The 22,279-nt window shown below is 75.1% G+C and carries 24 protein-coding genes and 1 tRNA gene; 9 read left to right on the forward strand and 16 right to left on the reverse strand.

Annotated elements, in window-relative coordinates:
- Positions 1-55: 55 nt before the first annotated feature.
- A complete protein-coding gene (locus tag PHY01_RS21600; protein WP_170183923.1) occupies positions 56-691 on the forward strand; it encodes a GNAT family N-acetyltransferase in 636 nt (211 codons plus the stop codon).
- A 3-nt stretch (positions 692-694) separates the two neighbouring features.
- On the opposite strand, the gene ypfJ is transcribed toward PHY01_RS21600, so the two are convergent.
- Together ypfJ and PHY01_RS21610 are read right to left on the reverse strand one after the other, a co-directional pair.
- Positions 695-1,651 (reverse strand): KPN_02809 family neutral zinc metallopeptidase, encoded by a 957-nt coding sequence (gene ypfJ, locus PHY01_RS21605; protein ID WP_141281256.1) that lies wholly within the window; start codon positions 1,649-1,651, stop codon positions 695-697.
- Between the two features lie 107 nt (positions 1,652-1,758).
- Entirely contained in the window at positions 1,759-2,394 is a 636-nt protein-coding gene (locus PHY01_RS21610; RefSeq protein ID WP_141281258.1) for a maleylpyruvate isomerase family mycothiol-dependent enzyme, read from the reverse strand.
- A gap of 76 nt (positions 2,395-2,470) precedes the next feature.
- Between PHY01_RS21610 and PHY01_RS21615 the strand changes: the two genes are divergently transcribed.
- A tRNA-Ser gene (locus PHY01_RS21615) sits at positions 2,471-2,558 on the forward strand.
- Positions 2,559-2,675: 117 nt separating this feature from the next.
- On the opposite strand, the gene PHY01_RS21620 is transcribed toward PHY01_RS21615, so the two are convergent.
- The 3 genes from PHY01_RS21620 to PHY01_RS21630 form a co-directional block, all read right to left on the reverse strand.
- Positions 2,676-2,990: a hypothetical protein gene (locus PHY01_RS21620; protein WP_141281260.1), complete on the reverse strand. Its 315-nt coding sequence runs from the start codon at positions 2,988-2,990 to the stop codon at positions 2,676-2,678.
- Between the two features lie 4 nt (positions 2,991-2,994).
- A complete protein-coding gene (locus tag PHY01_RS21625; RefSeq protein ID WP_141281262.1) occupies positions 2,995-3,474 on the reverse strand; it encodes a hypothetical protein in 480 nt (159 codons plus the stop codon).
- Positions 3,475-3,549: 75 nt separating this feature from the next.
- The gene (locus PHY01_RS21630) at positions 3,550-4,458 is read right to left on the reverse strand and encodes an alpha/beta hydrolase (protein WP_141281264.1); all 909 of its coding nucleotides are present in this window, start codon (positions 4,456-4,458) and stop codon (positions 3,550-3,552) included.
- Positions 4,459-4,612: 154 nt separating this feature from the next.
- On the opposite strand from PHY01_RS21630, the gene PHY01_RS27225 reads away from it, so the two are divergent.
- Positions 4,613-5,536, forward strand: a complete 924-nt coding sequence (locus tag PHY01_RS27225; protein WP_218030276.1) for a helix-turn-helix domain-containing protein — start codon at positions 4,613-4,615, stop codon at positions 5,534-5,536.
- Positions 5,537-5,598: 62 nt separating this feature from the next.
- Positions 5,599-6,225, forward strand: coding sequence for a class I SAM-dependent methyltransferase (locus PHY01_RS21640; protein ID WP_141281268.1), 627 nt, complete (start codon positions 5,599-5,601; stop codon positions 6,223-6,225).
- Between the two features lie 15 nt (positions 6,226-6,240).
- On the opposite strand, the gene PHY01_RS21645 is transcribed toward PHY01_RS21640, so the two are convergent.
- The 4 genes from PHY01_RS21645 to PHY01_RS21660 form a co-directional block, all read right to left on the reverse strand.
- Entirely contained in the window at positions 6,241-7,632 is a 1,392-nt protein-coding gene (locus tag PHY01_RS21645) for an amidase (protein ID WP_281283690.1), read from the reverse strand.
- Positions 7,633-8,187 carry a hypothetical protein gene (locus PHY01_RS21650; RefSeq protein WP_141281270.1) on the reverse strand — a complete coding sequence of 185 codons (555 nt, stop codon included), beginning with the start codon at positions 8,185-8,187 and terminating at the stop codon, positions 7,633-7,635.
- An 8-nt stretch (positions 8,188-8,195) separates the two neighbouring features.
- Positions 8,196-8,951, reverse strand: a complete 756-nt coding sequence (locus tag PHY01_RS21655) for a response regulator (RefSeq protein WP_141281273.1) — start codon at positions 8,949-8,951, stop codon at positions 8,196-8,198.
- A gap of 195 nt (positions 8,952-9,146) precedes the next feature.
- Positions 9,147-9,578, reverse strand: a complete 432-nt coding sequence (locus PHY01_RS21660; RefSeq protein ID WP_141281275.1) for a YdeI/OmpD-associated family protein — start codon at positions 9,576-9,578, stop codon at positions 9,147-9,149.
- Positions 9,579-9,676: 98 nt separating this feature from the next.
- Here PHY01_RS21660 and PHY01_RS21665 point away from each other — a divergent pair, with 98 nt between their 5' ends.
- Entirely contained in the window at positions 9,677-10,789 is a 1,113-nt protein-coding gene (locus tag PHY01_RS21665; protein WP_141281277.1) for an MFS transporter, read from the forward strand.
- A gap of 142 nt (positions 10,790-10,931) precedes the next feature.
- Here PHY01_RS21665 and PHY01_RS21670 read toward each other — a convergent pair whose 3' ends face one another.
- The 4 genes from PHY01_RS21670 to PHY01_RS21685 all read right to left on the reverse strand — a co-directional run bounded on the left by PHY01_RS21670 (position 10,932) and on the right by PHY01_RS21685 (position 13,879).
- Positions 10,932-11,750, reverse strand: coding sequence for an oxygenase MpaB family protein (locus PHY01_RS21670; protein ID WP_246086055.1), 819 nt, complete (start codon positions 11,748-11,750; stop codon positions 10,932-10,934).
- Positions 11,751-11,805: 55 nt separating this feature from the next.
- Positions 11,806-12,138, reverse strand: coding sequence for an ArsR/SmtB family transcription factor (locus PHY01_RS21675; protein WP_141281279.1), 333 nt, complete (start codon positions 12,136-12,138; stop codon positions 11,806-11,808).
- On the reverse strand, positions 12,135-12,554 hold the full coding sequence (locus tag PHY01_RS21680; protein ID WP_218030277.1) for an SRPBCC domain-containing protein: 420 nt from the start codon (positions 12,552-12,554) through the stop codon (positions 12,135-12,137). The genes PHY01_RS21675 and PHY01_RS21680 overlap by 4 nt, the downstream gene beginning before the upstream one ends.
- A 62-nt stretch (positions 12,555-12,616) precedes the next feature.
- Entirely contained in the window at positions 12,617-13,879 is a 1,263-nt protein-coding gene (locus PHY01_RS21685) for a M18 family aminopeptidase (RefSeq protein ID WP_218030278.1), read from the reverse strand.
- Positions 13,880-13,897: 18 nt separating this feature from the next.
- Between PHY01_RS21685 and PHY01_RS21690 the strand changes: the two genes are divergently transcribed.
- Positions 13,898-15,235: a GMC family oxidoreductase gene (locus tag PHY01_RS21690; protein WP_246086056.1), complete on the forward strand. Its 1,338-nt coding sequence runs from the start codon at positions 13,898-13,900 to the stop codon at positions 15,233-15,235.
- A 72-nt stretch (positions 15,236-15,307) separates the two neighbouring features.
- Here the strand turns inward: PHY01_RS21690 and PHY01_RS21695 are convergent, their stop codons facing one another.
- Positions 15,308-15,700, reverse strand: coding sequence for a nucleotide triphosphate diphosphatase NUDT15 (locus tag PHY01_RS21695; RefSeq protein WP_141281285.1), 393 nt, complete (start codon positions 15,698-15,700; stop codon positions 15,308-15,310).
- Between PHY01_RS21695 and PHY01_RS21700 the strand changes: the two genes are divergently transcribed.
- Both PHY01_RS21700 and PHY01_RS21705 read left to right on the forward strand, forming a co-directional pair.
- The gene (locus PHY01_RS21700) at positions 15,699-17,699 is read left to right on the forward strand and encodes a M3 family metallopeptidase (protein ID WP_141281287.1); all 2,001 of its coding nucleotides are present in this window, start codon (positions 15,699-15,701) and stop codon (positions 17,697-17,699) included. The genes PHY01_RS21695 and PHY01_RS21700 overlap by 2 nt on opposite strands.
- A gap of 66 nt (positions 17,700-17,765) precedes the next feature.
- Positions 17,766-18,317, forward strand: coding sequence for a TIGR03086 family metal-binding protein (locus tag PHY01_RS21705; RefSeq protein ID WP_141281289.1), 552 nt, complete (start codon positions 17,766-17,768; stop codon positions 18,315-18,317).
- On the opposite strand, the gene PHY01_RS21710 is transcribed toward PHY01_RS21705, so the two are convergent.
- The gene (locus PHY01_RS21710) at positions 18,298-19,440 is read right to left on the reverse strand and encodes a benzoate/H(+) symporter BenE family transporter (protein WP_141281291.1); all 1,143 of its coding nucleotides are present in this window, start codon (positions 19,438-19,440) and stop codon (positions 18,298-18,300) included. The genes PHY01_RS21705 and PHY01_RS21710 overlap by 20 nt on opposite strands.
- A gap of 130 nt (positions 19,441-19,570) precedes the next feature.
- On the opposite strand from PHY01_RS21710, the gene PHY01_RS21715 reads away from it, so the two are divergent.
- The gene (locus PHY01_RS21715) at positions 19,571-20,125 is read left to right on the forward strand and encodes an XRE family transcriptional regulator (RefSeq protein WP_141281293.1); all 555 of its coding nucleotides are present in this window, start codon (positions 19,571-19,573) and stop codon (positions 20,123-20,125) included.
- Between the two features lie 258 nt (positions 20,126-20,383).
- Here PHY01_RS21715 and PHY01_RS21720 read toward each other — a convergent pair whose 3' ends face one another.
- Positions 20,384-22,279, reverse strand: a complete 1,896-nt coding sequence (locus PHY01_RS21720; RefSeq protein WP_141281295.1) for a primary-amine oxidase — start codon at positions 22,277-22,279, stop codon at positions 20,384-20,386.

Raw genomic sequence — 22,279 nt, forward strand, 5'->3', positions numbered from 1 at the left:
GGCGCCGACGCTATGCCCTCGCGCCGCGCCGGTCGATCGGGGACCGTGGCTCGTCGTGGACCACTGGCCGTTGCGCGACCTCGTCCTGCACACCCCGCGCCTGGAACTGCGCCCCGACGACGACGCGGGCCTCGCCGAGCTGGTCGAGGTCGCCTACTCCGGGGTTCACCCGCCCGGGGAGATGCCGTTCCTGGTGCCGTGGACCGAGGCCGACCCGCGCTACCTGGGTCGCGGGATGCTGCAGTACTTCTGGTCGCAGCGCGCCGCGCTGGCCCCGGAGCGCTGGACGGTCAACTTCCTGGTGCGCCGGGAGGGCGCGGTGATCGGCACCCAGAGCGTCGAGGGCGTCGACTTCGCGGTCACCCGCGAGGTGCGCACCGGCTCGTGGCTCGGCACGGCCCACCAGGGCGACGGGCTGGGCACCGAGATGCGGGCCGCGGTGCTGCTGTTCGCCTTCGAGCACCTCGGTGCGGTCCGGGCGCGCTCGGACGCCTTCGCCGACAACCACGCCTCGCACCGGGTGTCGGCGAAGCTGGGCTACCGGCGTGACGGCACGCGGACGGTCGTGCGCCGCGGGGTCGCCGCGGAGGACGTCCGGCTGGTCCTGGACGCGGACGGGTTCCGGCGGCCGTCCTGGGAGCTGCGGGCGGCGGGCGTCGAGGGGTGCGTGGGGCTGCTCGGCGCCGCGTGAACCTCAGCCGAGGTCGACGCCCCGGGCGAAGGTGTCGCACCGCGACGGGTCACCGGTCTCGTACCCGGTGGTGTACCAGAGCTCGCGCTGCGCGGAGCTGCCGTGGCTGAACTGGCTCTCGTCGACCTGCCCGCCGCCGAGCTGGGTCTGGATGAAGTCGTCACCGATGCGGGCGGCGGTGTCCAGCGCGGCGGCGACGTCCTCCCGGGTGACGTCGACGATCAGCGGCTCGCCCGACGACGTCGGCACCGTCGTGGCGTGGTTGGCCCACACCCCGGCGTAGCAGTCGGCCTGCAGCTCCAGGCGCACCGAACCCGAAGTCGGTCCGACGTCACCGGACCGCACGCGGGAGGTGGTGCCCAGCAGGGCCTGGATGTGGTGGCCGTACTCGTGCGCCATCACGTAGGCCCGGGCGAACGTGCCGCCCTGCGCGCCGAAGGTCGTCTCCAGCTCCTGGAAGAAGGAGAGGTCGATGTAGACCTCGTTGTCGCCGGGGCAGTAGAACGGCCCGACGGCGGAGCTGGCGCTGCCGCAGGCGGTGTTGACGCCGCCGGAGAAGAAGTTGGTGCGCGGGGGCTGGTAGGTCTGGCCGGAGCGGGCGAAGGCGTCGGTCCAGTAGCCGTCGAGGGAGTTGACGACCGCGACGACCTCGCAGTCGAGCTGGGTGTTGGCGTCGGCGCCGGTGCGGCAGCTCTGCGCGACCTGCGAGGTGTCGGCGGTCTGGCCGGACGACAGGCCGGACAGCCCGCCGGGCAGCTCGAAGCCGCCGCCACCGCCGGTGTCGAAGCTGCCCCCGCCGAGCTGGGAGATCAGGAAGTAGAGGATCAGGCCGAGGATGCCGAGCCCGCCGCCGCCGGCCGCGACCCGCCCACCGAGCGCACCCCCGCCGCCGCCACGGCCGCCGCCGCGCAGGTCGTCGATGTTCGAGGTGTCGAGATTCGCGTTCTCGTTGAACCGCATCGGCTGTCTCCTCCGGTGATCGGCCGAATCCCACCACACCCGCCCGGGCGGGCGACACCGGACGCTCGCCGCCCCTTGATCGGTGACCCGGTGGTGGGCAGGCGGGGTCAGCGGGCGCGGCTCCGCAGGACCGGGACGCCGTCGCCGGTCAGCTCGTCGCAGAACGCCGAGCGCCCGGCCATCGCCATCGTCAGCGCGAGGGTGGTGCCGCGCACCTCGGGGCCGGTGCCCGCGGCGAACGGGCCGTCGGTGGCCTCGAGGCGCAACCCGCGGGCGAGGGTCCGGCTCGGCACCGTGAAGTCGGCCCCGACGTAGAACCGCGCGACGCGCGTGACGGCGTCATCGGGGTAGTCGTGGCGGATGCCGAGCGGGCGCCGGATGTCCTCGGCGTGCACGATCACCTCACCCAGCCAGGCGGCCTTCGGCCCGAACGTCGAGGTGCGGCTGTCGACGATCCGCTCGAAGCGGGCCAGTGTCTCCGCGGGGGAGGAGCCCAGCTGCTCGGCCAGGCGGTCGGCCACGTGCCGGTCGAAGTCGAACCGGCTGCGCAGCACGCTCCACATCCAGGGCAGCGGGCCGAGCGTGGCCGAGGACGTCAGGTGCGCCAGCACCTCGCGGACGCTGAGCCCCGCGCACAGAGACGGCGTGGTCCACCGCTCGTCGGGCAGGTCGGCGAGGTCGGCGGCCAGCGCGGCGCGTTCGGCGTGGGCGGCGGGCCAGATGTCGGTGGTGGCGGTGGCCATGGTTCCTCCCGGGTCGGTTGCCACAGTGACCCGCGCCGCGCCGCCGGATCATCGCCGGAGGTTAGGCTGCCACCAGGGAAGCGTGGCAGAGCGGCCGAATGCACTCGCCTTGAAAGCGAGAGACGGGCAACCGTCCGGGGGTTCAAATCCCTCCGCTTCCGCCAGGTCAGAGCCATGATCACGAATCCCCGTCGATCGTGACGGGTGCCGTGACATCGGCCGGTGACAGCACACAGCCCGGAGCCGCAGCGACCCCGGAGCGCGGCGACTCCGGCCGGGTGTCACGTCCGGATCAGCACGAGGATCAGCAGACCCACGAGGACGATCAGGTTCACCACCACGCCGACGAGGATCGGGCGCAACAGGTCGAGCCGCGGGTCCCTCTGGGCGGGAGGCGTGGCCTCGGGAATCCTCCCGTAGGGATGGCTCCGCGGTAGCTCGCCGTAGCTCGGCGGCTCCGACGCACCTCCCCCGGCGTACGGCACTTGCGGGTATCCCTGCTGGTGGTTCAGCCCGTGGCGGATCCACTCGGTCTGGGCGGCGGCGTCGGGGGGACCGTCGTCCCCACCGTCATCGCCGCCTCGTGCGGTCGTCATACAGCTACACCTCCCGGATGAGCAGGGCTGCGACCAACAGCAGGATGTCGATCATCAGGACGCCGACCGTGATGCGGTAGGTCGTCATGCGCCGGGTCAACAGGCGGTCGTTGGACGCCATCGCGACGATCATGGCCTCGGTGGCCCGCCGGAGTGTGTCGTCCGCGTCGTGGCTCGCGTGCCGGAGCAGAGCCGCAGGATGCGGTCCGAAGCTCCATCGCGTCACCGGCCACAGGACGATCGACACGCCGATCCCGATCGAGGTGATGAGGCCGAACATCGTCCAGCCGGCCCACAGCGGGAAGGTGGCTCCGCGGGCGGGGTCGGTGTTGAGCAGGCCGACGCCGGCAGCGAACGAGGTGCCCACCGCGGCGGCGGCGAGAAGTCCGGTCGCACGGTTGCGGACGTTGGCCAGTGTCGCGTCCTGTTCCCGCAGCGCCGCGCGGGCCTCGTCGTAGGCCAGGCGGGTGATCTCCTCAGCCATCGACACCTCCGATCGCCTCGGCGCCGCGGACGACCTCGTCCTCGGCCGGGACCCGACGCGGCGTCCGCCGGCGGCCTACCGCTTGCTCAGGTGCATGAGGAACCAGTCGCGCTGGGCCGGTGCCGAGACCCGGAAGGCGTCGCCGACGTAGGCCTCGAAGTGTCCGACCGGCAGCACCAGCAGCCGCTTGGGCTCGTTCGCCCGGCCGTAGGCGGCGAGGCTGAGGTCGGAGACGGTGAGGTGGTCGCCCGCGGCCACGACCATCATCAGCGGGGTCGGGCTGATGCGCGGCAGGTAGTCGCCGGGCTCGTACTCGGTGAACATCTCGACCGACCGCAGCGTCACCTCGTTGCGCCAGGTCGTGGCCCGCTCCAGGATTGGGCCGAGGAAGAAGTCGTGGGTGTCGGCCGTCGGCAGGGCGCACGGCTCGGCCGGGTCGTCGGTGTAGCAGACGGGGATCATCGCGGGTGGCTGCCCGGCGTAGCGGGCGGCGCGGTCGGCGTCGAACGCCGCGCGCAGGCCGGCCAGGTGGTCGGCGCGCACCAGCCGCCGGGAGTTGTCGTACCCGCTGATCAGGGGCACCTGGGAGACGACGCAGCCCACGCGCCGGTCCTGCGCGGCGACGACCAGCACGTGCCCGCCGCTGTAGCTCGACCCCCACACCCCCACCCGCGACGCGTCGATCCCGGGCCGGGCCGACACCCACGTGATCGCCGTGCGGTAGTCGCGGACCTGCTGCCAGGGGTCGATCTCGCCGCGCGGCTCGCCGTCGCTCGCGCCGAGGTTGCGGTTGTCGTAGGCGAGCACGGCGAACCCGGCCGCGGAGAAGAACTCGGCGAAGTCGTCGAGGTACATCTCCTTCGTCGCCGAGAACCCGTGCGCCATGACGATCACCGGGAACGGCCCGCCGCTCTCGTCCGGTCGGTAGAGCCATCCGCGCAACGCGACCCCGTCCTCGGTCGCGAACTCCACGTCCTCGCGCATGTCGCACCTCCTCGTGTCGGGGGGAACGCTGCCGCGGGACCGGACGCGCCGTCTTGACCGTCGCTGCACGGCACCCGGCCACGCGTGCACGGTGTGGACAGCCGCCGGGGCGCGGCCGGATACTCGGGGGTCCCGACGGCGGGGGAGCGCAGCGGTGACCGGAACCTGGACGCTGGAGCAGTGGCCCGTGGCCGAGCGCCCGGACGCGTGGCGGCACCTGGTCTCCCGCACGCACCTGCCGTGGCGCCTCGACGCCGAGCGCGACGCCGACCCGGCGGCCGTCGCCTCGATCACCGCCCGGCCGCTCGACGGGCTCACGCTCGTCGACTGCTCCGCGGGCCGCTGCTCGGGCCGTCGCGGGCGCAGCGAGATCGGGAGCACCGACGGGGAGTACCTGGCCGTCCTCACCGTCCTCGACGGCTGCGAGCACATCGCGCAGGGCGAGCGCCGGATCGTGCTGCGCCGCGGCGAGGCGCTGGCCTGGAGCAGCTCGCAGCCGCTGCGGTTCGCGATCCCGCAGCGCCTGCGCAAGCGCACGCTGCTCGTCCCGCGGGCGCGGCTGGCCGGCGGGCGTCCGGTCGACGTCGAGCGTGCCACCGTCCTGTCCGGGCCGGCGGGTCGCCTGCTCGTCGACCATCTGGCGGCCGTCGCGGCGGTGGGTGAGCTGCCCGGCCCGGCGGCGGCCGCGGCGGCGACCGCGGCGCTGGAACTGCTCGCGGCGGCCCTGCCCGGTGACGCGCCGGAGGTCGACGCGGAGCCGCGGTGGGAACGCGTGCGCGACCACATCGAGGAGCACCTGGCCGACCCCCTGCTGCGCCCGCACACCATCGCCGCGGCGCACGCCATCTCCGTCCGCGCGCTGTACCTGTTGTTCGAGCGGCGCGGCGAGACCGTCAGCGGCTACGTCCGGGACCGGCGGCTGGCGCGGGCCCGTGCCGACCTGGCCCGGCTCGGCCCCGCGACGACCGTGGCCCGCACCGCCCACCGGTGGGGCTTCGCCGACCAGGCCGGGTTCAGCCGCGCGTTCCGCCGTCGCTACGGCTGCCCGCCCAACGCCGTCCGCCTGGGCCGGGCCTGACGCCTTTGCCGTTCCGGCAACGACGCTTGCGCGGACGGCCGGGGCGGGGCACCGTCGGCTACATGACGGACATGTTCACCCAGGAGGCCTGGGAGGAGCGCTACGGCGCCCGCGAGGAGCGCCACGGGCAGCACGGGCACCACGGGATCTGGAGCGGGCAGCCCAACGCGCAGCTCGTGGCCGAGGCCGCCGACCTGCCCGCGGGCCGGGCGCTGGACGCGGGCTGCGGCGAGGGCGCCGACGCGGTGTGGCTGGCCGGGCGCGGCTGGGACGTCACGGCCGTCGACTTCTCCCGCACGGCGCTCGCCCGGGCACAGGCCCGCAGCGCCGACGTGCGCTGGCGCCACGAGGACCTCACCACCTGGACGCCCGACGCGGGCGCCTACGACCTGGTCTCCGCCCAGTTCGTGCACCTGCCGGGGCTGCTGGAGCTCTACGGGCGGCTGGCGACGGGGGTCGCGCCCGGCGGGTCGCTGCTCGTCGTCGGCCACGACCCCACCGACGAGGCCGGGCCGCACCGCCCGCAGGTCCCCGGCATGTTCTTCACCGCCGACGAGGTGGCCGGCTCGCTGGACCCCCGGGAGTGGGAGGTGCTCGTGGCCGGTACGCGTGAGCGGGCCGGGCTCACGCACGAGGGCACGGAGCTGACGGTGCGCGACATCGTGGTGCACGCGCGGCGCCGCCCCTGAGACGGCAGTGGAGCGTCAGAGCGGCGGGCGGCGTCGCCCCACCTGCGTCGCCTGCTCGTAGGCGTGCCCGACCTGCAGCACGAGCAGGTCACCGCGCGGCGGGCCGACGACCTGCAGCCCGACCGGCAGCCCGTCCGGGGTGAAACCGGCCGGCACCGACAGCGCGGGCAGCCCGGCCGCGGAGACCAGGTACGCCGAGGCCATCCAGTCCAGGTAGTGCGGGTGCGGCACGCCGTCGATCTCGGTGGGGTGCTCCAGCGCGGCGTCGAACGGGGGGACCTGCGAAACCGGGGCGAGCAGGACGTCGTAGCGGGTGAAGAACTCCCGGACCCGGTGGAACAGGGCCGCGCGGGCGAGCTCGGCGCGGGCCAGGTCGTCGCCGGTGAGGCGGCGGCCGTCGTCGATGTTGGCGGCCAGCGCGGCCTTCACCCGGTCGCGCTGGGGGCCCATCGTCGCCGCGAACTGCCAGGCGCGCAGGGTGCGGAAGACGTCGTCGGCGCCGGTGAGGTCGGGGCAGGCCGGTTCCACGATCGCCCCGAGGCCGGCGAAGACCGCCGCGGCGGGCTCCAGTGCAGCGCTCACCGCGGGGTCGACGGTGACCGCGCCGCCGAGCGTCGGGGCCCAGGCGACGCGCAGGCCGGTGAGGTCGCGGTCGAGCGGGGCGGCGAACGTCGACCCGGGGTCGTCCAGGGCGACCGGGGAGCGCGGGTCCGGCCCGGCGAGCACCGAGAGCAGCAGCGCGGCGTCGGCGACGGTGCGGGCCATCGGCCCCTGCACCGCCATCGTCGCCCACGGCAGCGCCGACGGGTGCGTCGGCACGCGACCCGGCGACGGGCGCAGGCCCACGACGTTGCAGAACGAGGCCGGGTTGCGCAGCGAGCCGCCCATGTCGGAGCCGTCGGCCAGCGCGTGCATGCCCGAGGCCAGCGCGGCGGCCGCACCGCCGCTGCTGCCCCCCGCGCTGCGGTCGAGGGCGTAGGGGTTGGCGGTGGTGCCGAACACCGGGTTGAACGTGTGCGAGCCCGCCGCGAACTCCGGCACGTTGGTCTTGCCGATCGTGATCGCCCCGGCCCGGCGCATCCGCTCGACCACCAGCTCGTCGGCGTCGGGGACGTGGTCGGCGAGCAGCGGTGAGCCGAACGTCGTGCGGATCCCGGCCGTCAGGTGGGTGTCCTTGTGCGCGATCGGCAGGCCGTGCAGCGGGCCCACCGGCTCCCCGGCGGCCAGCCGCGCGTCGGCGTCGGCGGCCTGGGCCAGCGCCTGCTCCGGGACGCGCGTGACGACGGCGTTGACGCGGCCGTCGACCTCGTCGATCCGCTCCAGGTGGGCGGCGACGAGCTCCCGCGCGGAGATCTCCCGGGCCCGCAGCGCCCGCGCCATCTCCCGCGCGGTGTCGTGGACGGGCACTCAGTCGAAGTGCGGGTGGGGATCGCGGCCCGCCGTGCGCAGGAAGCGGTCGCGCCACGACACGTGCGGGGGCATGGGCAGCAGCGGCTCGCCGAACACGCGCTGCTCGCGCCACCACTCGGCGTCGGGGTCGGTGATCTCCCACAGCGGCCGGGCCAGCTCCTCGGGCAGCGGGCAGGCCGTGGAGCCGAGGTGGAAGGCGACGTCGTGGGCGAGGAAGCAGCGCGTGATCGTGGCGAGCAGCAGGTCGTCGGCGCTGATGCGACCGGCCCGCGCGGCCTCCATCGCCTCGTCGGCCAGCCGGGCGATCACCGGGTGCGGATCGGTGCCCAGCTCCACCTCGGGGAGCCCGGCGAGGCGGGCCTCGTCGCGGACGTGGCGGGCGACGGACTCCCGGATCGTGGCCGGCTCGTCCCCGACCCGCATCGGCGGCAGGACGATCCTCCCGTCACCGTGCCGGATGCGGCCCAGGACCTCCACGAGCATCCGCTCGGCCATCACGAACAGGTCCGTCACCAGGGAGAGGTCCGGACTGCGGGTCGTCGTCGGGGGCACGCCGGACATCATCGCCTTCCGATCACTCGCGTGGCAACGTCGGCGTGCCCGTTGCGCCGGCACCAGCTCAGGACGTACCGGGCGTGCTCGCCGCACCAGCGGTAGACCACCGACACGGGAACCGCAGGCTCGGGGTGCTCGCCGCGCCGCCAGATCAGCTCACCGAGGTACTCGCGGCCGACCTTCGCCGCGGTGTCGTAGCGGACGTTGGCGGCCTCGGCGAGCGTCGCGTGGCTGACGGCCCGGCCGGACGCGATGGCGCCCGCCATCCGGGCCGCGGTCCGTCCGCGGCCGCGGGAGAACCAGTCGTGCAGGTGCGGGACGGCGGGCAGGTCGACGGGTGGCCGCGCGACGGGCGAGCCGCCCGTGCCGGCCCCGCCCGCCACCTCCCGGACGATGTCGAACAGCGCCTGCGGCCCGGCCGACTTCCGGTGGATGCCGCGGACCTCCTCGTGCGCGAGCACCTCCTCCAGGTGGTCGTGCTCGGCGCCGTGACCCTGCATCGCCATGACTACCGGCGCGGGGCGGTCGGCGTCACGCAGGATCCCGAGGACGTCGAGACCGTCGAAGACGAACTCCTCGGCGGAGCTCCACAGGAGATCGGAGACGACGATGTCGTGGCGCAGCCGCCCGCGGACCGCCCCGGTGACCTGCTCCCGGTCCCGGGCGACGGTGACCGTGCCCGCCGGGAACCGGGCCGCCAGCGCGGGCTCGATGATCGGTGCGAGCGGGGACGCGACGAGGATGCGCAGCGGCTCGTCCACGATGCAAGATCTTGCACGCGGCGCGGCGGACGGCGCAAGAAGGCCGCCGGAACGGACTCGGTCCGGCCAGTTCCCCCCTTCCCGGACGTCGCCGCGCGAGCAGGATGGCGGGTGGGCCCGTGCCCGGGCCCGCCCGCAGCTGTCCGCGAGACCGGAGGGGGTGGCGGCACGGGGGCCGTCGCGAGCCGGCCCCCGTCAGCCCCGCAGCTCCGCGACGACCTTCGCGATGCGGCGCGCGCGGGTCTCCGCCGCCTTCGCACCCTCGACGGCGAGCACGTGCCGGCGCCGGTTGCTGTAGCTCAGCGCGTCGAAGGCGCGGCGGGTGTCGTCGTCGAGGGCGGCGGCCAGGTCGTCGGGCACCGTGACGGTGCGCGGCTCGGTGTCCGGCTCGAGCTCGACGTCCACCTCGTCCCCGGCCGCGACACCCGCCGCCGTGCGGTGTTCGGCGGCCAGCGGGACGAACGACCGGCCGCCCATCGGCGCGATCGTGCTGCGGTAGCGGTGGCCCGCCACGGTGACGTGCACGGCAGGCCGCTTGCCGGCGCCGAGCGCGGCGACGACCTCGTCGGGGACGGGGATGCCGGTGGCCGTCCGGCCGCTGAGCTCGACGGTGGCTCGAAACCTCATGACCGTCAGTGTGCCAATCCGCTTGCCCCCGGTTCTACGCTTCGCCCATGCCCGGTTGACGCTCCCTGCCGCCCCGCGCCCGTCCGCTCGCCCGCCGCATGTTCGGCTGGGCGCTGCTGGCCGACGCCGTCGCGCTGTACCCGCTGTACGCGCTGCTGTTCGCCGACACCGGCCTGTCCGACGCCGAGATCTCGCTGCTGTTCGCGATCTGGTCGGTCGTCGGGATCGTCGCCGAGGTGCCCACCGGCGCGCTCGCCGACCGGTTCTCCCGGCGCACCTGCCTGGTCGCGTCCGGGGTGCTGCAGGCGGCGGGGTTCGCCCTGTGGACGGCCGCCCCCGGCTTCGGCGTGTTCGCCGCGGGATTCGTGCTGTGGGGGCTCGGCGGGGTGCTCGCCTCCGGCGCGCAGGAGGCGCTGCTCTACGACGGGCTCGTCGCGGCGGGCGCGCAGCGCCACTACGCCGCCGTCAACGGGCGGATCTCCGCGGCCGAGCTCGCCGCGCAGCTCCCGGCCGCCGGGCTCGCGACGCTGCTGTTCCCGCTCGGCGGGTACGTGCTGGTCGGCTGGGTGAGCGTGGCGACCTGCCTGGCCGCCGCGTTCGTGGCGTCGACGATCCCGGAGGCGCCGCGCGCCCCCGGTGACGACGACGAGTCCGGATATCTCGACACACTGCGCGACGGGTTGCGGATCGCCGCGTCGCGTCCCGGGGTGCCCGGCGTCGTCGCCGCTGCGGCGCTGGTGACCAGCGTCGACGGCGTCGAGGAGTACTTCCCGCTGCTCGTCGCGTCGTGGGGGGTGCCGGTGGCGCTGGTGCCGGTGGCCGACCTGCCGATCGTGCTCGGGGGCATGGCCGGGGCCGCGCTGGCCGGGCGGGCGGCCGGACTGCGGGCCGGGTGGCTCGCGGCGCTGCTGGCGGTGTCGATGGTGCTGTTCGCGGGGGCCGGGATCGTCGCGCATCCGGCCGGGATCGTCGGGGTGGTGCTGTTCTACGGCGGCTACCGCGCGGTGCTCGCCGTCACCGACGCCCGGCTGCAGGACCGCATCGACTCCGCGTCGCGCGCGACCGTCACGTCGGTGGCGGGGATGGGGGCCGACGTCGCGACGATCGGCCTGTACGCCCTGTGGGCCCTCGGCGGGGTCACCGCGGTCGCCGTCACCGGCCTGCTCCTGGCGGCCCTCCTGCCCGCCCTCCTGCGCGCCCCCCGCCCCTGACCCCCCGCGAGTCCCTCCCTTTCCGTCCGCGAGTCCCCCGTTCTCCGTTGCCAAGTTCCGGTGTCCCGGACGTCGGATCCCGGGACTCGCGGACGTGAATCGGGGGACTCGCGGACGTGGAACGGGGGACTCGCGGGGTGGGTCAGGCGGGCAGGCCGCGGACCAGCCGACGCGCCCGTTCGATGTTCGGCGGCGCCGGCACGTCAGGCAGGACGCCGGTGGCCGTGCGCAGGGCGCGCAGGGCGAGGGTCGCCCCGATGTCGGTGGTGGGCAGGCCGGGCAGGCCGTAGCAGCGGCGCGCCCAGCGGGGGAGCGTGGCGACGGCGAGGGTCGCGATCGTCGGGACCGCGATCTTCACCGCCGTCGGCGCCTGCCCCTTGGGGGCGAACAGGTTCATGGTGGCGCGGCGGGCCTCGTCGGTCATCCGCATGTCGGGGCGGCGGAGCGCGTAGTAGGCGTGCATCTCTTCGCGTGACGACGGGGCGTCGATCAGGCCGATCACCCGCGCCGCCCGGACGCTCTCGGCCAGGTACCGGTCGGCGTCGATCGTGTCGACGAGCCCGGCCCGCAGCGCGACGTGCGCGTAGGACTCGACCTCCGTGGCGTGCACCCACAGCAGGTTCGCCGGCTCGTCGAGTCGGAAGGTCTCTCCGGTGTCGGGGTCGTACCCGCGCAGGCTCGCGTGCAGCCTGCGCACCCGCGCGGCGACCCGCTCGACGTCGGCGGTCGAGCCGAACGTGCGCGTCCCGACGAACTCGACGGTCCGCTGGAACCGCGCCCAGGCCTTCGCCGGGTCGAACAGCGCGGAGTTCTGGTACGTCCCGCGCATCACCCGCGGCTCCAGCGACTGCAGCAGCAGCGCCCGGAACCCGGCCACCCACATCACCGGCTCGATGTGCACGCGCCACGTCACCGACCCGGGCCCGAACAGGCCCAGGTCCTCCTCCACCGCCACCGTCACCGGTCCAGGACAACACGTGCCACCGGCCCCCGCGACCCGGCGGAGGTCGGTGGGCCTACGGCGCCGCGGGCGGTGCCTCCGCGGCCCGCTTCAGCGAACGGAGCCTGCGGTCCCAGGCGGCGGAGCGGGCCGCCAGCCAGTCGGCGGTCGCGTCGAGGGGGTCGGGGCGCACGACGTAGCGCACCTCCCGGCCGGAGCGGGCGCCCGTCACCAACCCGGCCGCCTCCAGCACCTGCAGGTGCTTGACGACCGCCTGCCGCGACACCGGCAGCCCCGCCGCGAGCACGGTGGCGCTGGCCTGCCCGGCGACGGCGAGGGCGTCGAGCAGCGACCGGCGGGTGGGGTCGGCGAGCGCGGTGAGGACGTCGCCGACCTGATCGTCGATCACGCCGGGACGCGCTGCGCCCGCTGCTTCGCCGCCCGCAGCTCCTGCTCCCAGCCCTCGATGCTGCCCGCGGTGTCGCAGGGCACGGTCAGCGCGTCGTACCCGCTCTCGACGACGCGCAGCAGCGTGCCGCCGTCCTGCTCGGTCAGCGTGAACTCCACGAGCGTCGAGGTGCCCTCCACCGGTTCCGTCCCCGGGAACGCCGAGCGGAACGACGCGTAACGGGGCGGGTCCTGGGCGAGGGGCAGGACGGGGAAGGTCATCCCGTGCGTGGGGAGCTCGACCAGCGTCAGCTCGCCCTCGCGGGTCACGATGCGCTCGGGGCCGTCCTCGATCCACCACCCCGGCTCGCTGACCAGTGCGAACACCCGCTCGATGGGGGCGTCGACGTGGATCTCACGCTCGATCCGGTCGCTCACGACGATCTCCTCTCGGTTGACCTGCTACCCGAGGGTTGCACGTTCTGCACCCAGAAGCAACCTCAGGGTTGCAGATCGGTGAGGAACGTCGTCGCCGCGGCGGCCAGGAACCCCGGGTCCCGCACCCCGCACAGCTCGCGCGCGGAGTGCATCGACAGCACCGGGATCCCGACGTCGACGGTCCGGATTCCCAGTCGCGTCGCCAGCAGCGGGCCGACGGTCGTGCCGCAGGGCACCGTGTTCTTCCCGACGAACACCTGCGTCGGCACACCCGCGTCCCGGCAGGCGCGCCGCCACGCCGCGGCGCCGGGCGCGTCGGTCGCGTAGCGCTGGTTCGCGTTGACCTTCAGCGCCGGGCCCTGGTTGGGCACGCTGCGGTGCCCGGGGTCGTGGTGGCCCAGGTAGTTGGGGTGGGCGGCGTGCGTGACGTCGACCGAGAGACAGCGGGAGGTCGCGAACGCCGCGCCCCGCGCGTCGAAGCCCCCGGCCAGGCGCGTCAGCACCGTCTCCAGCAGGGGTCCCGACGCCCCGGTCGCCGAGCCGCTGCCGATCTCCTCGTGGTCGAAGCCGACGAACACCGGGACGACACCCGGCGTGCCCGCGGCGGCGAGCAGCGCGCCGATCCCGGCGTGCACCGAGGCGAGGTTGTCCAGCCGGGGAGCCGCGAGCAGCTCCTCCTCCTCGCCCAGGCGCGCGGGCGGCACGACGTCGTGGACGACGAGGTCGTGCGCCGCGATCTCGTCGGCGTCGACGCCCACCTCCCCGGCCAGGAACTCCAGCAGGTCGCCCTCGGCGGGGGCACCGAGGCCCCACACGGGGAGCAGGTGGTGCTGGGCGTCGAGGTGCAGGCCCTCGGAGTTGACGCCGCGGTCGAGGTGGATCGCGAGCTGCGGGACGCGCAGCAGCGGACGGTGGACGTCGACCAGCACCGTCGACCCGTCGTAGAGCGCGAGGCGCCCTGCGAGGCCGAGGTCGCGGTCGAGCCAGGAGTTCCACAGCGCGCCGCCGTAGACCTCGACGGCGACCTGCCGCCACCCGCCCGCGCCGACGTCCGGGTTCGGCTTGACCTTCAGCGTCGGTGAGTCGGTGTGGGCGGCGAAGATCCGCATCGAAAGGCCCGGTCCGGCGTCGGAGGGCACCGACCAGGCCAGCACCGTGCCGTCGCGCACGAGGTAGCGCCCGCCCGGGCCGTCGACCCACGGCCCGGCCTCGGGCTGCTCGACGAAACCCGCCGCGCTCAGCCGCCGGACCACCTCCGCCACCGCGTGGTACGGCGTCGGTGACGCGACGATGAAGTCGGCGAGATCCTGCGCGAGGTCGTCCACCCGGTGCATCCTGCCGGGGTGTGGGACGTGGTGGTGGTCGGGGGCGGGTCGGCCGGGTGCGCGCTGGCCGGACGGCTGGGCGCGCGGGCGCTGCTGCTGGAGGCCGGGCCCACCGCGTCGCTGCCGGAGCTGCGCGACGCCACCTCGCTCGCCGCCACGGCCCCCGGGCACCCGCGGAACTGGGCGCACGAGGTGCTGCTGCGGCCCGGGCAGCCGGCCGTCGTCCCGCGGGGGCTCGGGCTGGGCGGGTCGAGCGCGATCAACGGGGCGAACTGGGTCCGCGCCACCCGTGCCGAGGACTGGGGCCCCGGCTGGACCTGGGACGACCTGCTGCCGTGCTACGAGCGCTCCGAGCGCGACGCGTGGCACGGGACGACCGGGCCGGTGCCGGTGCGGCGTCCGGACGGGGAGCTGCTGCACCCCGCTGCGGAACGGTTCCTGGACGCGGCGCGGCGGCTGGGGTTCGCGGAGGAGCCGGACAAGAACGCCGGGTCGGCCCCCGGGGTCGGGCTCGTGCCGGGCAACAGCGTCGACGGGGTGCGGATCGACGCGGCGACGGCCTACCGGCCCCGGACCGTCCGCGGGGACGCCCCCGTCGAGCGGGTCCTGTTCGACGGCGACCGGGCGCGCGGGGTGGAACTGGCCGGCGGCGAGGTCGTCGAGGCGGGGGAGGTGGTGATCGCGGCCGGCGCGATCGGGACGCCGCGGCTGCTGATGCGTTCCGGGATCGGCCCGGGGCTGCGCGTCGACCTCCCCGTCGGCCGGGGGTTCTCCGACCACCCCGCCGTCTTCCTCCCCTTCGCCGACACCGACCCGCCCGCGCACCCGCACGCCCCCGGCAGCCCGGTCGCACTCAACTGGGACGCCGGCGCCGACCCCGCGGGCGACGTCGAGGTGCTCGCGTTCGTCCGCCCCTTCGTCGCGGGCGGGCCGCTGCACCTGATGTGCGCGCTGCAGCACCCCGACAGCCGCGGCGAGCTCACCCCGGACCGCATCGAGTACCGCTACCTGCGCACCGAGCACGACCGCCGCCGCCTGCGCCACGCGATCCGCACCGCGGCGGACCTGCTGCGCGCGGGCGTCGGCACGCGGGTGGGGCCCGACGGCGGGGTACTGGGCAACGACCGCACCCTCGACGCCTGGATCGCCGACCACCTCACGACCTCGGTGCACATGTGCGGCACCGCCGCGATCGGGCGGGTCGTCGACACGGAGCTGCGCGTGCTCGGCGTCGACGGGCTCCGCGTCGCCGACACCTCGGTGCTGCCCACCGTGCCGCGACGGGGGACGTCGGCCACGGCCGTCGCGATCGGGGAGCGGGCGGCGGAGCTGGTCGACCGGCCCCCCGGCACCTGAGGGACTCGGCCACGGGAAACGGGGGACTCGCGGGGAAGTCCGCGAGTCCCCCGTTCTCCGTGCCCGAGTCCCTCAGGAGTCCAGGAACCGGCGGAGCGGGGCGAACAGGTCGTCGCGGGCCCGGAGCTCGTCCGGGGTCAGCCACGCCAGCTCCGAGGCCTTGTCCGGCTCCGCCACCCGCGCCCGCCCACCCGTCACCGCGCAGGCGACGAACAACGTCACGTAGTGCCGCCCGATCTCGGGCATCGGGTCGTCGGTGAACCCCAGCCGCGCGGACGCGACGACCGCCAACCCGGTCTCCTCCGCGACCTCGCGCACCGCCGTCCGCTCGGGCGACTCCCCGAACTCCTGGTGCCCGCCCGGCAGACCCCAGGTGCCCGCCCCGTGCGCCCCGCGGCGGCGCAGCACCAGCCAGCGCCCCCCGTCGTCGACGACCGCGGCCACGCCCACCCGAACCTGCGCCATGCCCCCATCCTCGCGCGCACCTAGGGTCGGCGAGGTGAACCCGTTCCTCGTGCCCAGCCCGCTGCCGTTCGGCTATCCCGATCTCGACGCGGTCCGCGAGGAGCACTTCCTGCCCGCGTTCACCGCGGGGATGGCCGAGCAACGGGCCGAGGTCGACGCGATCACGGCCGATCCCGCGCCGCCGACGTTCGCCAACACCGTCGAGGCGCTGGAGCGCTCCGGGGCGACGCTGCGTCGGGTGTCTGCGGTGTTCTTCACGCTCGTCGGGTCGCACAGCACGCCGGGGATCCGGGCGATCGACGCCGAGGTGGCGCCGCTGCTGGCCGCGCACGCCGACGCCCTCACCCTCGACCCGGCCCTGTTCGCGCGGCTGGAGGCCGTCCCCGCCGACGGCCTCGACGGCGAGTCGCGACGCCTGCTGGAGCGCCTGCGCCGCGACGCCGAGCGGGCCGGCGCCCGCCTGGGTGACGCCGAGCAGCGACGGCTGCGCGAGATCAACGCGGAGCTCTCCGCGCTGTCGACGGAGTTCGGGTCGCGGCTGCTCGCGGGCGCCAACGCGGCCGCGGTGCGGGTGGAGGACCCGGCACGCCTCGACGGGCTGCCCGACGACGCGGTCACCGCGTCCGGCGGGCGGCTCGCCCTCGTCCTGCCCACCGCGCAGCCCGCGCTGGCCTCGCTCACCGACCGGGAGCTGCGCCGCGAGCTGCACACGGCGTCGACCACGCGGGGTGCCCTCGGCGACGAGCACGACACCCGCGACATCGTGCTGCGGACCGTCGCCCTGCGGGCCGAGCGGGCCGCGCTGCTCGGCCACCCGCACCACGCGAGCTGGGTGGTGGAGGAGGGCACCGCGGGTTCCGTCGAGGCCATCGACGCGATGCTGGCGAAGCTGGTGCCGGTGGCCGTCGCGAACGCCCGCGCGGAGGCCGCGGAGCTGGCCGAGCACGCCGGGCACCCGATCGAGCCGTGGGACCGCGCGTTCCACGCCGAGCGGCTGCGCAAGCAGCGCTACGCCGTCGACGCCGCCGCGCTGCGTCCCTACCTGGAGCTGGAGCGCGTGCTGCACGACGGGGTGTTCTTCGCTGCGCACCGCCTCTACGGCCTGACCTTCACCGAGCGCCACGACCTCCCGCTGTACCACCCCGACGTGCGGGTCTTCGACGTCGCCGACGAGGACGGCCCGGTCGGGCTGTTCGTCGCCGATCTGTACGCCCGCGAGTCCAAGCGCGGTGGTGCGTGGATGAACTCCTTCGTCACGCAGTCGCGGCTGCTCGGCACCCGGCCCGTCGTGCTCAACACGCTCAACATCACCCGCGGCGAGCCGACCCTGCTGACGATCGACGAGGTCCGCACGCTGTTCCACGAGTTCGGGCACGCGCTGCACGGGCTGCTCTCCGACGTGGAGTACCCGACGTTCTCCGGCACCGCCGTGCCGCGCGACTTCGTGGAGTACCCCTCGCAGGTCAACGAGATGTGGCTGGAGGACCCGGAAGTGCTCACCCGGTACGCGCGCCATCACGTCACGGGCGAGCCGCTGCCCGTCGAGATGGTGGAGCGGCTGCGGGAGGCGCGCCGGTTCGGCGAGGGCACCGCCACCACCGAGTACCTCGCCGCCACCCTGCTCGACCTGGCCTGGCACCGCCTGGGACCGGACTCGCCGGTCGACGACGTGCTCGCCTTCGAGGCCGACGCCCTGCGCGAGGCCGGTGTCGACGTGCCGAGCGCACCCCCGCGCTACCGCTCCACCTACTTCAACCACGTCTTCGGCGGTGGCTACAGCGCGGGCTACTACTCCTACATCCGGAGCGAGGTGCTCGACGCCGACACCGTCGAGTGGTTCGCCGAGAACGGCGGCCTGACCCGGCCCAACGGCGACACCTTCCGGCGCGAGCTGCTCTCGCGGGGCGGGTCCGTCGACCCGATGGAGGCCTACCGGGCCTTCCGCGGGCGCGACCCCGAGCTCGCGCCGCTGCTGGTGCGCCGGGGGCTGACGGAGTAGGACCGATGAGTCGGGGACCTGCCCGTCGTCCTTTCCGGGAGCAGCCCCCCGGACCGAGGAGAACAGATGACCGAGCAGGCCGAGCGCTACCGCCGGATCGCCGACGGGTTCACGGCGCGGGTCGTCGCCGTCCCACCCGCGGCGTGGGGCTCCCCGGCGCCGTGCGAGGGATGGGTCGCCCGCGACGTGGTGCGCCACCTCGTGGAGTGGATCCCGGCGTTCTTCGTACCGCTGTGGGGCCTGCCCCCGGCGCGGATCCCCTCCGTCGACGACGACGCGGCCGCCGCCTGGGCCGCGCTCGACGGGCTGCTGCGCGCGGCGCTGGCCGACCCCGCCGTCGCCGGTGCCGAGCGGGACACCCCGATGGGTCGCAGCACCTTCGCCGCCACGCTCGACACGATCGGCACCACCGACGTCTTCCTGCACACCTGGGACCTCGCCCGCGCCACCGGCGGCGACGAGCGCCTCGAGGCCGACGAGGTGCACCGGCTCTACGAGGGGATGCTCCCGCTCGACGAGGTGCTGCGGACCAGCGGCCACTACGGCCCGCGCGTGGAGGTGCCCGACGACGCCGACGAGCAGACGAAGCTGCTCGCCTTCATCGGCCGGACGCCGTGACCCGCCGCCGGTGCAGCAGCGTCATCGCGGCACCGGCGACCAGGCCCCAGAACGCCGACCCGAGCCCGAGGAACGCGACGCCCGCCGCCGTCACCACGAAGGTGACGGCCGCCGCCTCCCGGCCGTCCACCTCGGCGACGGCCGCGGCCAGCGACGCCGCCAGCGCCCCGAGCAGCGCCAGCCCGGCGACGGCCTCGACCAGCACCGGCGGTGACGCGAGGACCACCGCCGTCGCCGTCCCGGCGCCGAGCCCGAGCGTCGCCAGGCCCACCCCGGCGACGACGGAGGCGACCCACCGCCGCTCCGGAGCCCCCGCCTCCGGCCCGGCGGCCAGCGCCGCGCTGATCGCGGCGAGGTTGACGGCGTGCCCGCCGAAGGGTGCGCCCGCGACCGTCGCCAGCCCCGTGGCGGCCAGCACCGGCCGCAGCGGCGGCCGGTAGCCGAACTGCGCGAGCACGGCCATCCCGGGCACGTTCTGCGAGGCCATCGTGACGAGGAACAGCGGCAGCCCGATCCCGACGAGCGCCGGCCCGTCGAACACCGGAGGGGTCCAGACGAGCGCCGGTGCCGCGCCGGTGACGGTGGGCCCGGTCGCCACGATCAGCCCGACGGCCACGGCGAGCGCCGCCGGCACCGCCCAGGCCCGCGCGAACCGCCCGACCAGCACCCACACCGCCACCACCGGCGCCGCCAGCAGCGGCACCTCGGCCACCGCCCGCACCGGCGCCAGGCACAGCGGGAGCAGCACCCCGGCGAGCATCGCCCCGGCCACGTGGCCCGGGATCGCGGCCACCAGCCGGGCGAGCGCGGGCACCAGCCCGGCGACGACGACCAGCACGCCGCACAGCAGGAACGCACCGACCGCCGCGCCGAACCCGCCCGCCGGAGCCCCCGAGGTGACGAGCAGGGCCGCGCCGGGCGTCGACCAGGCGATACCGATCGGCATCCGGTACCGCAGCCCGAGCACCACGGCGACGATCCCGGACGCGACGCACACCGCGAGCAGCCCGGACGCCGCCTGCGCCTCGTCGGCACCCGCCGCCCGCAGCCCCGCCAGCACCACGGTGAAGGCACTCGCGAACCCGACCAGCGCCGTGACGATCCCCGCGAGCACCGGCTGCACCCGCTACCTCCCCCCGCCCGCCGCGTTGCAGTGGGGTGGCTTCACTCCAGCCTGGTTGCAGGAGAGCCACCCCACTGCGACCGAGGGCCGCCGCGGCGTTCCGTTTACGGAACGGTGCGACGATAGCCCGATGCCGGACGCCGCGGAAGGCCGCCCCGCCCTCGCCGAGAGCACCGGCATCGGCGCGCGGGTCACGGCCCTGCGCAGCGCGCGCGGACTGTCGCTCTCGGAGCTCGCCCGGCGGGCGGGGATCGGGAAGGCGACGCTCTCCGGCCTGGAGGCCGGCACCCGCAATCCCACCCTGGAGACGCTCTACGCGGTGACGAGCGCCCTCGGCCTGCCCCTGACGGCGCTGGTCGCGGCCCCCGGCCCGATCCGCGGGTCGGCCGCGGAGATGGCCCTGCTCCGGGTCTTCGACGACGGCCCGGTCACCTACGAGCTCTACCGGATGCACCTGCCCGCGGGCGCGACGCAGACCTCCCCGGCGCACCACGCGGGTGTCACCGAGCACGTCACCGTGTTCGCCGGAGTCCTGCGATCCGGCCCGCTCGACCGTCCGCTGCGCGCCGGCCCCGGCGAGCATGTGGAGTGGCCCGCCGACGTGCCGCACGGCTACGAGGCGGAGGGCCCCGCCGACGTCGAGGCCGCCCTCCTCATCCGCTACCCCCACCCCCCGTCCCCCTGACCCCGCGAGTCCCCCGAATTCCGTCCGCGAGTCCCCCGAATCCCGTCCGCCGAGTCCCCGGAATTCCGTCCGCGAGTCCCCGATATCGCGCCCGCGAGTCCCCGGATCCACGGGCCCGAGGCGCGGGATCGGTGCCCGCGAGCCCCCGGGACCGGCCTGCTGGTCCGCGTCGGACAGCCGGGACTCGCGGACGGAAAACGGGGGACTCGCGGACGGACAACGGGGGACTCGCGCGCGGGAAACGGGGGACTCGCGGGGTCAGGTGCAGTGGCCTCCGGCGGCGCCACCCCGGGCCGGGACGTCGAGGGTGGGGTTGCGGTCGAAGAAGCCCACCGGCTTGAGCGTGAACCCGGTGTGGTCGACGGGCATCACCGGCCAGTCCTCCGGGCGGGGGAAGTGGGTGGTGCCGAAGGTGTGCCACACGACGATGTCCTCGCCGTCCACCGGCCGGTCGGCCTGCACCCAGGCCGGCAGGCCGGCGCCCCCGGGGTTCTGGTTGACGAAGTCCCCGGCCGGGTAGCGCTGGGCCGGGTCGTACTGCGTGACCCACAGGTGCTTCGTGGCGAACGTGGCGCGGGAGTGGATCGACGACGACTCGTCGGCCAGCAGCGCGGCACGCCCCTCCGGGATCAGCGCGTACCCGACGTCCTGGCCGAGCGCGTTCTGCACCTCGGGGTTGACGATGTGCCAGGTCCGCACGGCGGACTGGTCGGCGAGGCGCTGGGCGTCGGACTCCCGCGTCAGCCGCGTGCGCGACTTGCGGAAGGCGTTGCCGTAGGGGTTGTCCGGGCCCATCGGCACGCGCTGCGCCTGCACCTCGTCGACGGCGTTGCGCACCCCGTCGACGGTCATGTCCAGGCGCGCGGAGAACAGGTGCTGGTGGAACGGCGCCTGCAGCCCGGGCGCCACCTCCGTCGCGTACTCCGACGGTGCCGCCGCGGTGAACACGATGCCGGTGGCCTTGACCTCGAGCTGGATGGTGCCGTCGAGGTGGAGGTACCAGTAGAAGCCGTAGTCGTAGTTGCCGATCGGGGTGAAGAAGGAGAACACCATCCGCCGCTGGCGGCGGGTCTCCGCGCTGCCGGTGAACAGGTCGGAGTGCTTCCACAGCACCCCGGTGTCCTCCTCGTGCATGCAGATCGCGTTGGTGATCGTCTTCGGGCGGCCGAGGTCGTCGGCGATGACGGCGTCGAGGTAGTGGATCTCGCCCAGGCAGTCGCAGCCCAGCTGCAGCGAGTCGGCGTAGCGGGCGAACATGTACTCGCCGCAGTCGAAGTAGTTCTGCCAGAACCGCACCGGCGCCGGGTCGGCGTAGGGCACCACCATCTCGGCCACCGACGCCCGGTAGACGACCGGCCGCCCGTCGAAGCTGATCTGGTGCAGCGTCAGGCCCTCGCGCTCGTTGAACCCGATCCGCAGGTCCCACTTCTCCCAGCGCACGCGGTTGCCCTCGACGGAGAACGACGGGCCGTCGGGCTGGGTGATCTCGATCGGCTTGAGCGAGGTACGCGGCTCCCCGGCGAACGCGGGGTCGTCGAAGTTGCCCGACGTCGCCGGCACCGGCACGTCGCCGGTGTCGATCACGCGGTCGACCGAGCGCGCCGTCAGGTCGACGTAGGCCACGAGCCCGTCGATCGGGTGGGCCCACGGGTGGTCCTTCTCGTGGTCCTGCCGGAACCCGAACGCCCGGACGATCCGGCGCCCGGCCTCGCCCTCGATGTCGTACACACCGGCCGACAGCGGCACCGCGCGCACCGACTCCGGCGCGATCCCGCGGGCGGACAGGGCGGCGAGCCACTCGGGTGTGCCGTTGAGGATGTCCTCGATCATCTCGAACTCGGAGTCGATGATCGGCGGCTGCCCGTCGACCGGGGGGTCGAGCTCGCGCGAGGAGACGACCTCGCCGCTGGTCGCGGACACGACCGTGTCGACCGAGCGGCCGGTCGCGAGGTCGAGCAGGACCGCGCGGAACCGCCGGTCGGACGCCGTGCCGTCGAGCACCGCGGACTTCGGCGGCTCCTCGGGGGCGAAGAAGGCGAAGCGGACGGTCTCGCCCAGCAGCCCGGCCCCCTCGAGCGCGGAGCGGACGGCGTCGACCTCGGCGGCGGTCGTCATCTCCAGCGGATGGGTCGTGCGGGTCTCGGCGAGGGTCAT

It is taken from the genome of Pseudonocardia hydrocarbonoxydans, from assembly GCF_006539565.1.
GTDB lineage: Bacteria > Actinomycetota > Actinomycetes > Mycobacteriales > Pseudonocardiaceae > Pseudonocardia > Pseudonocardia hydrocarbonoxydans.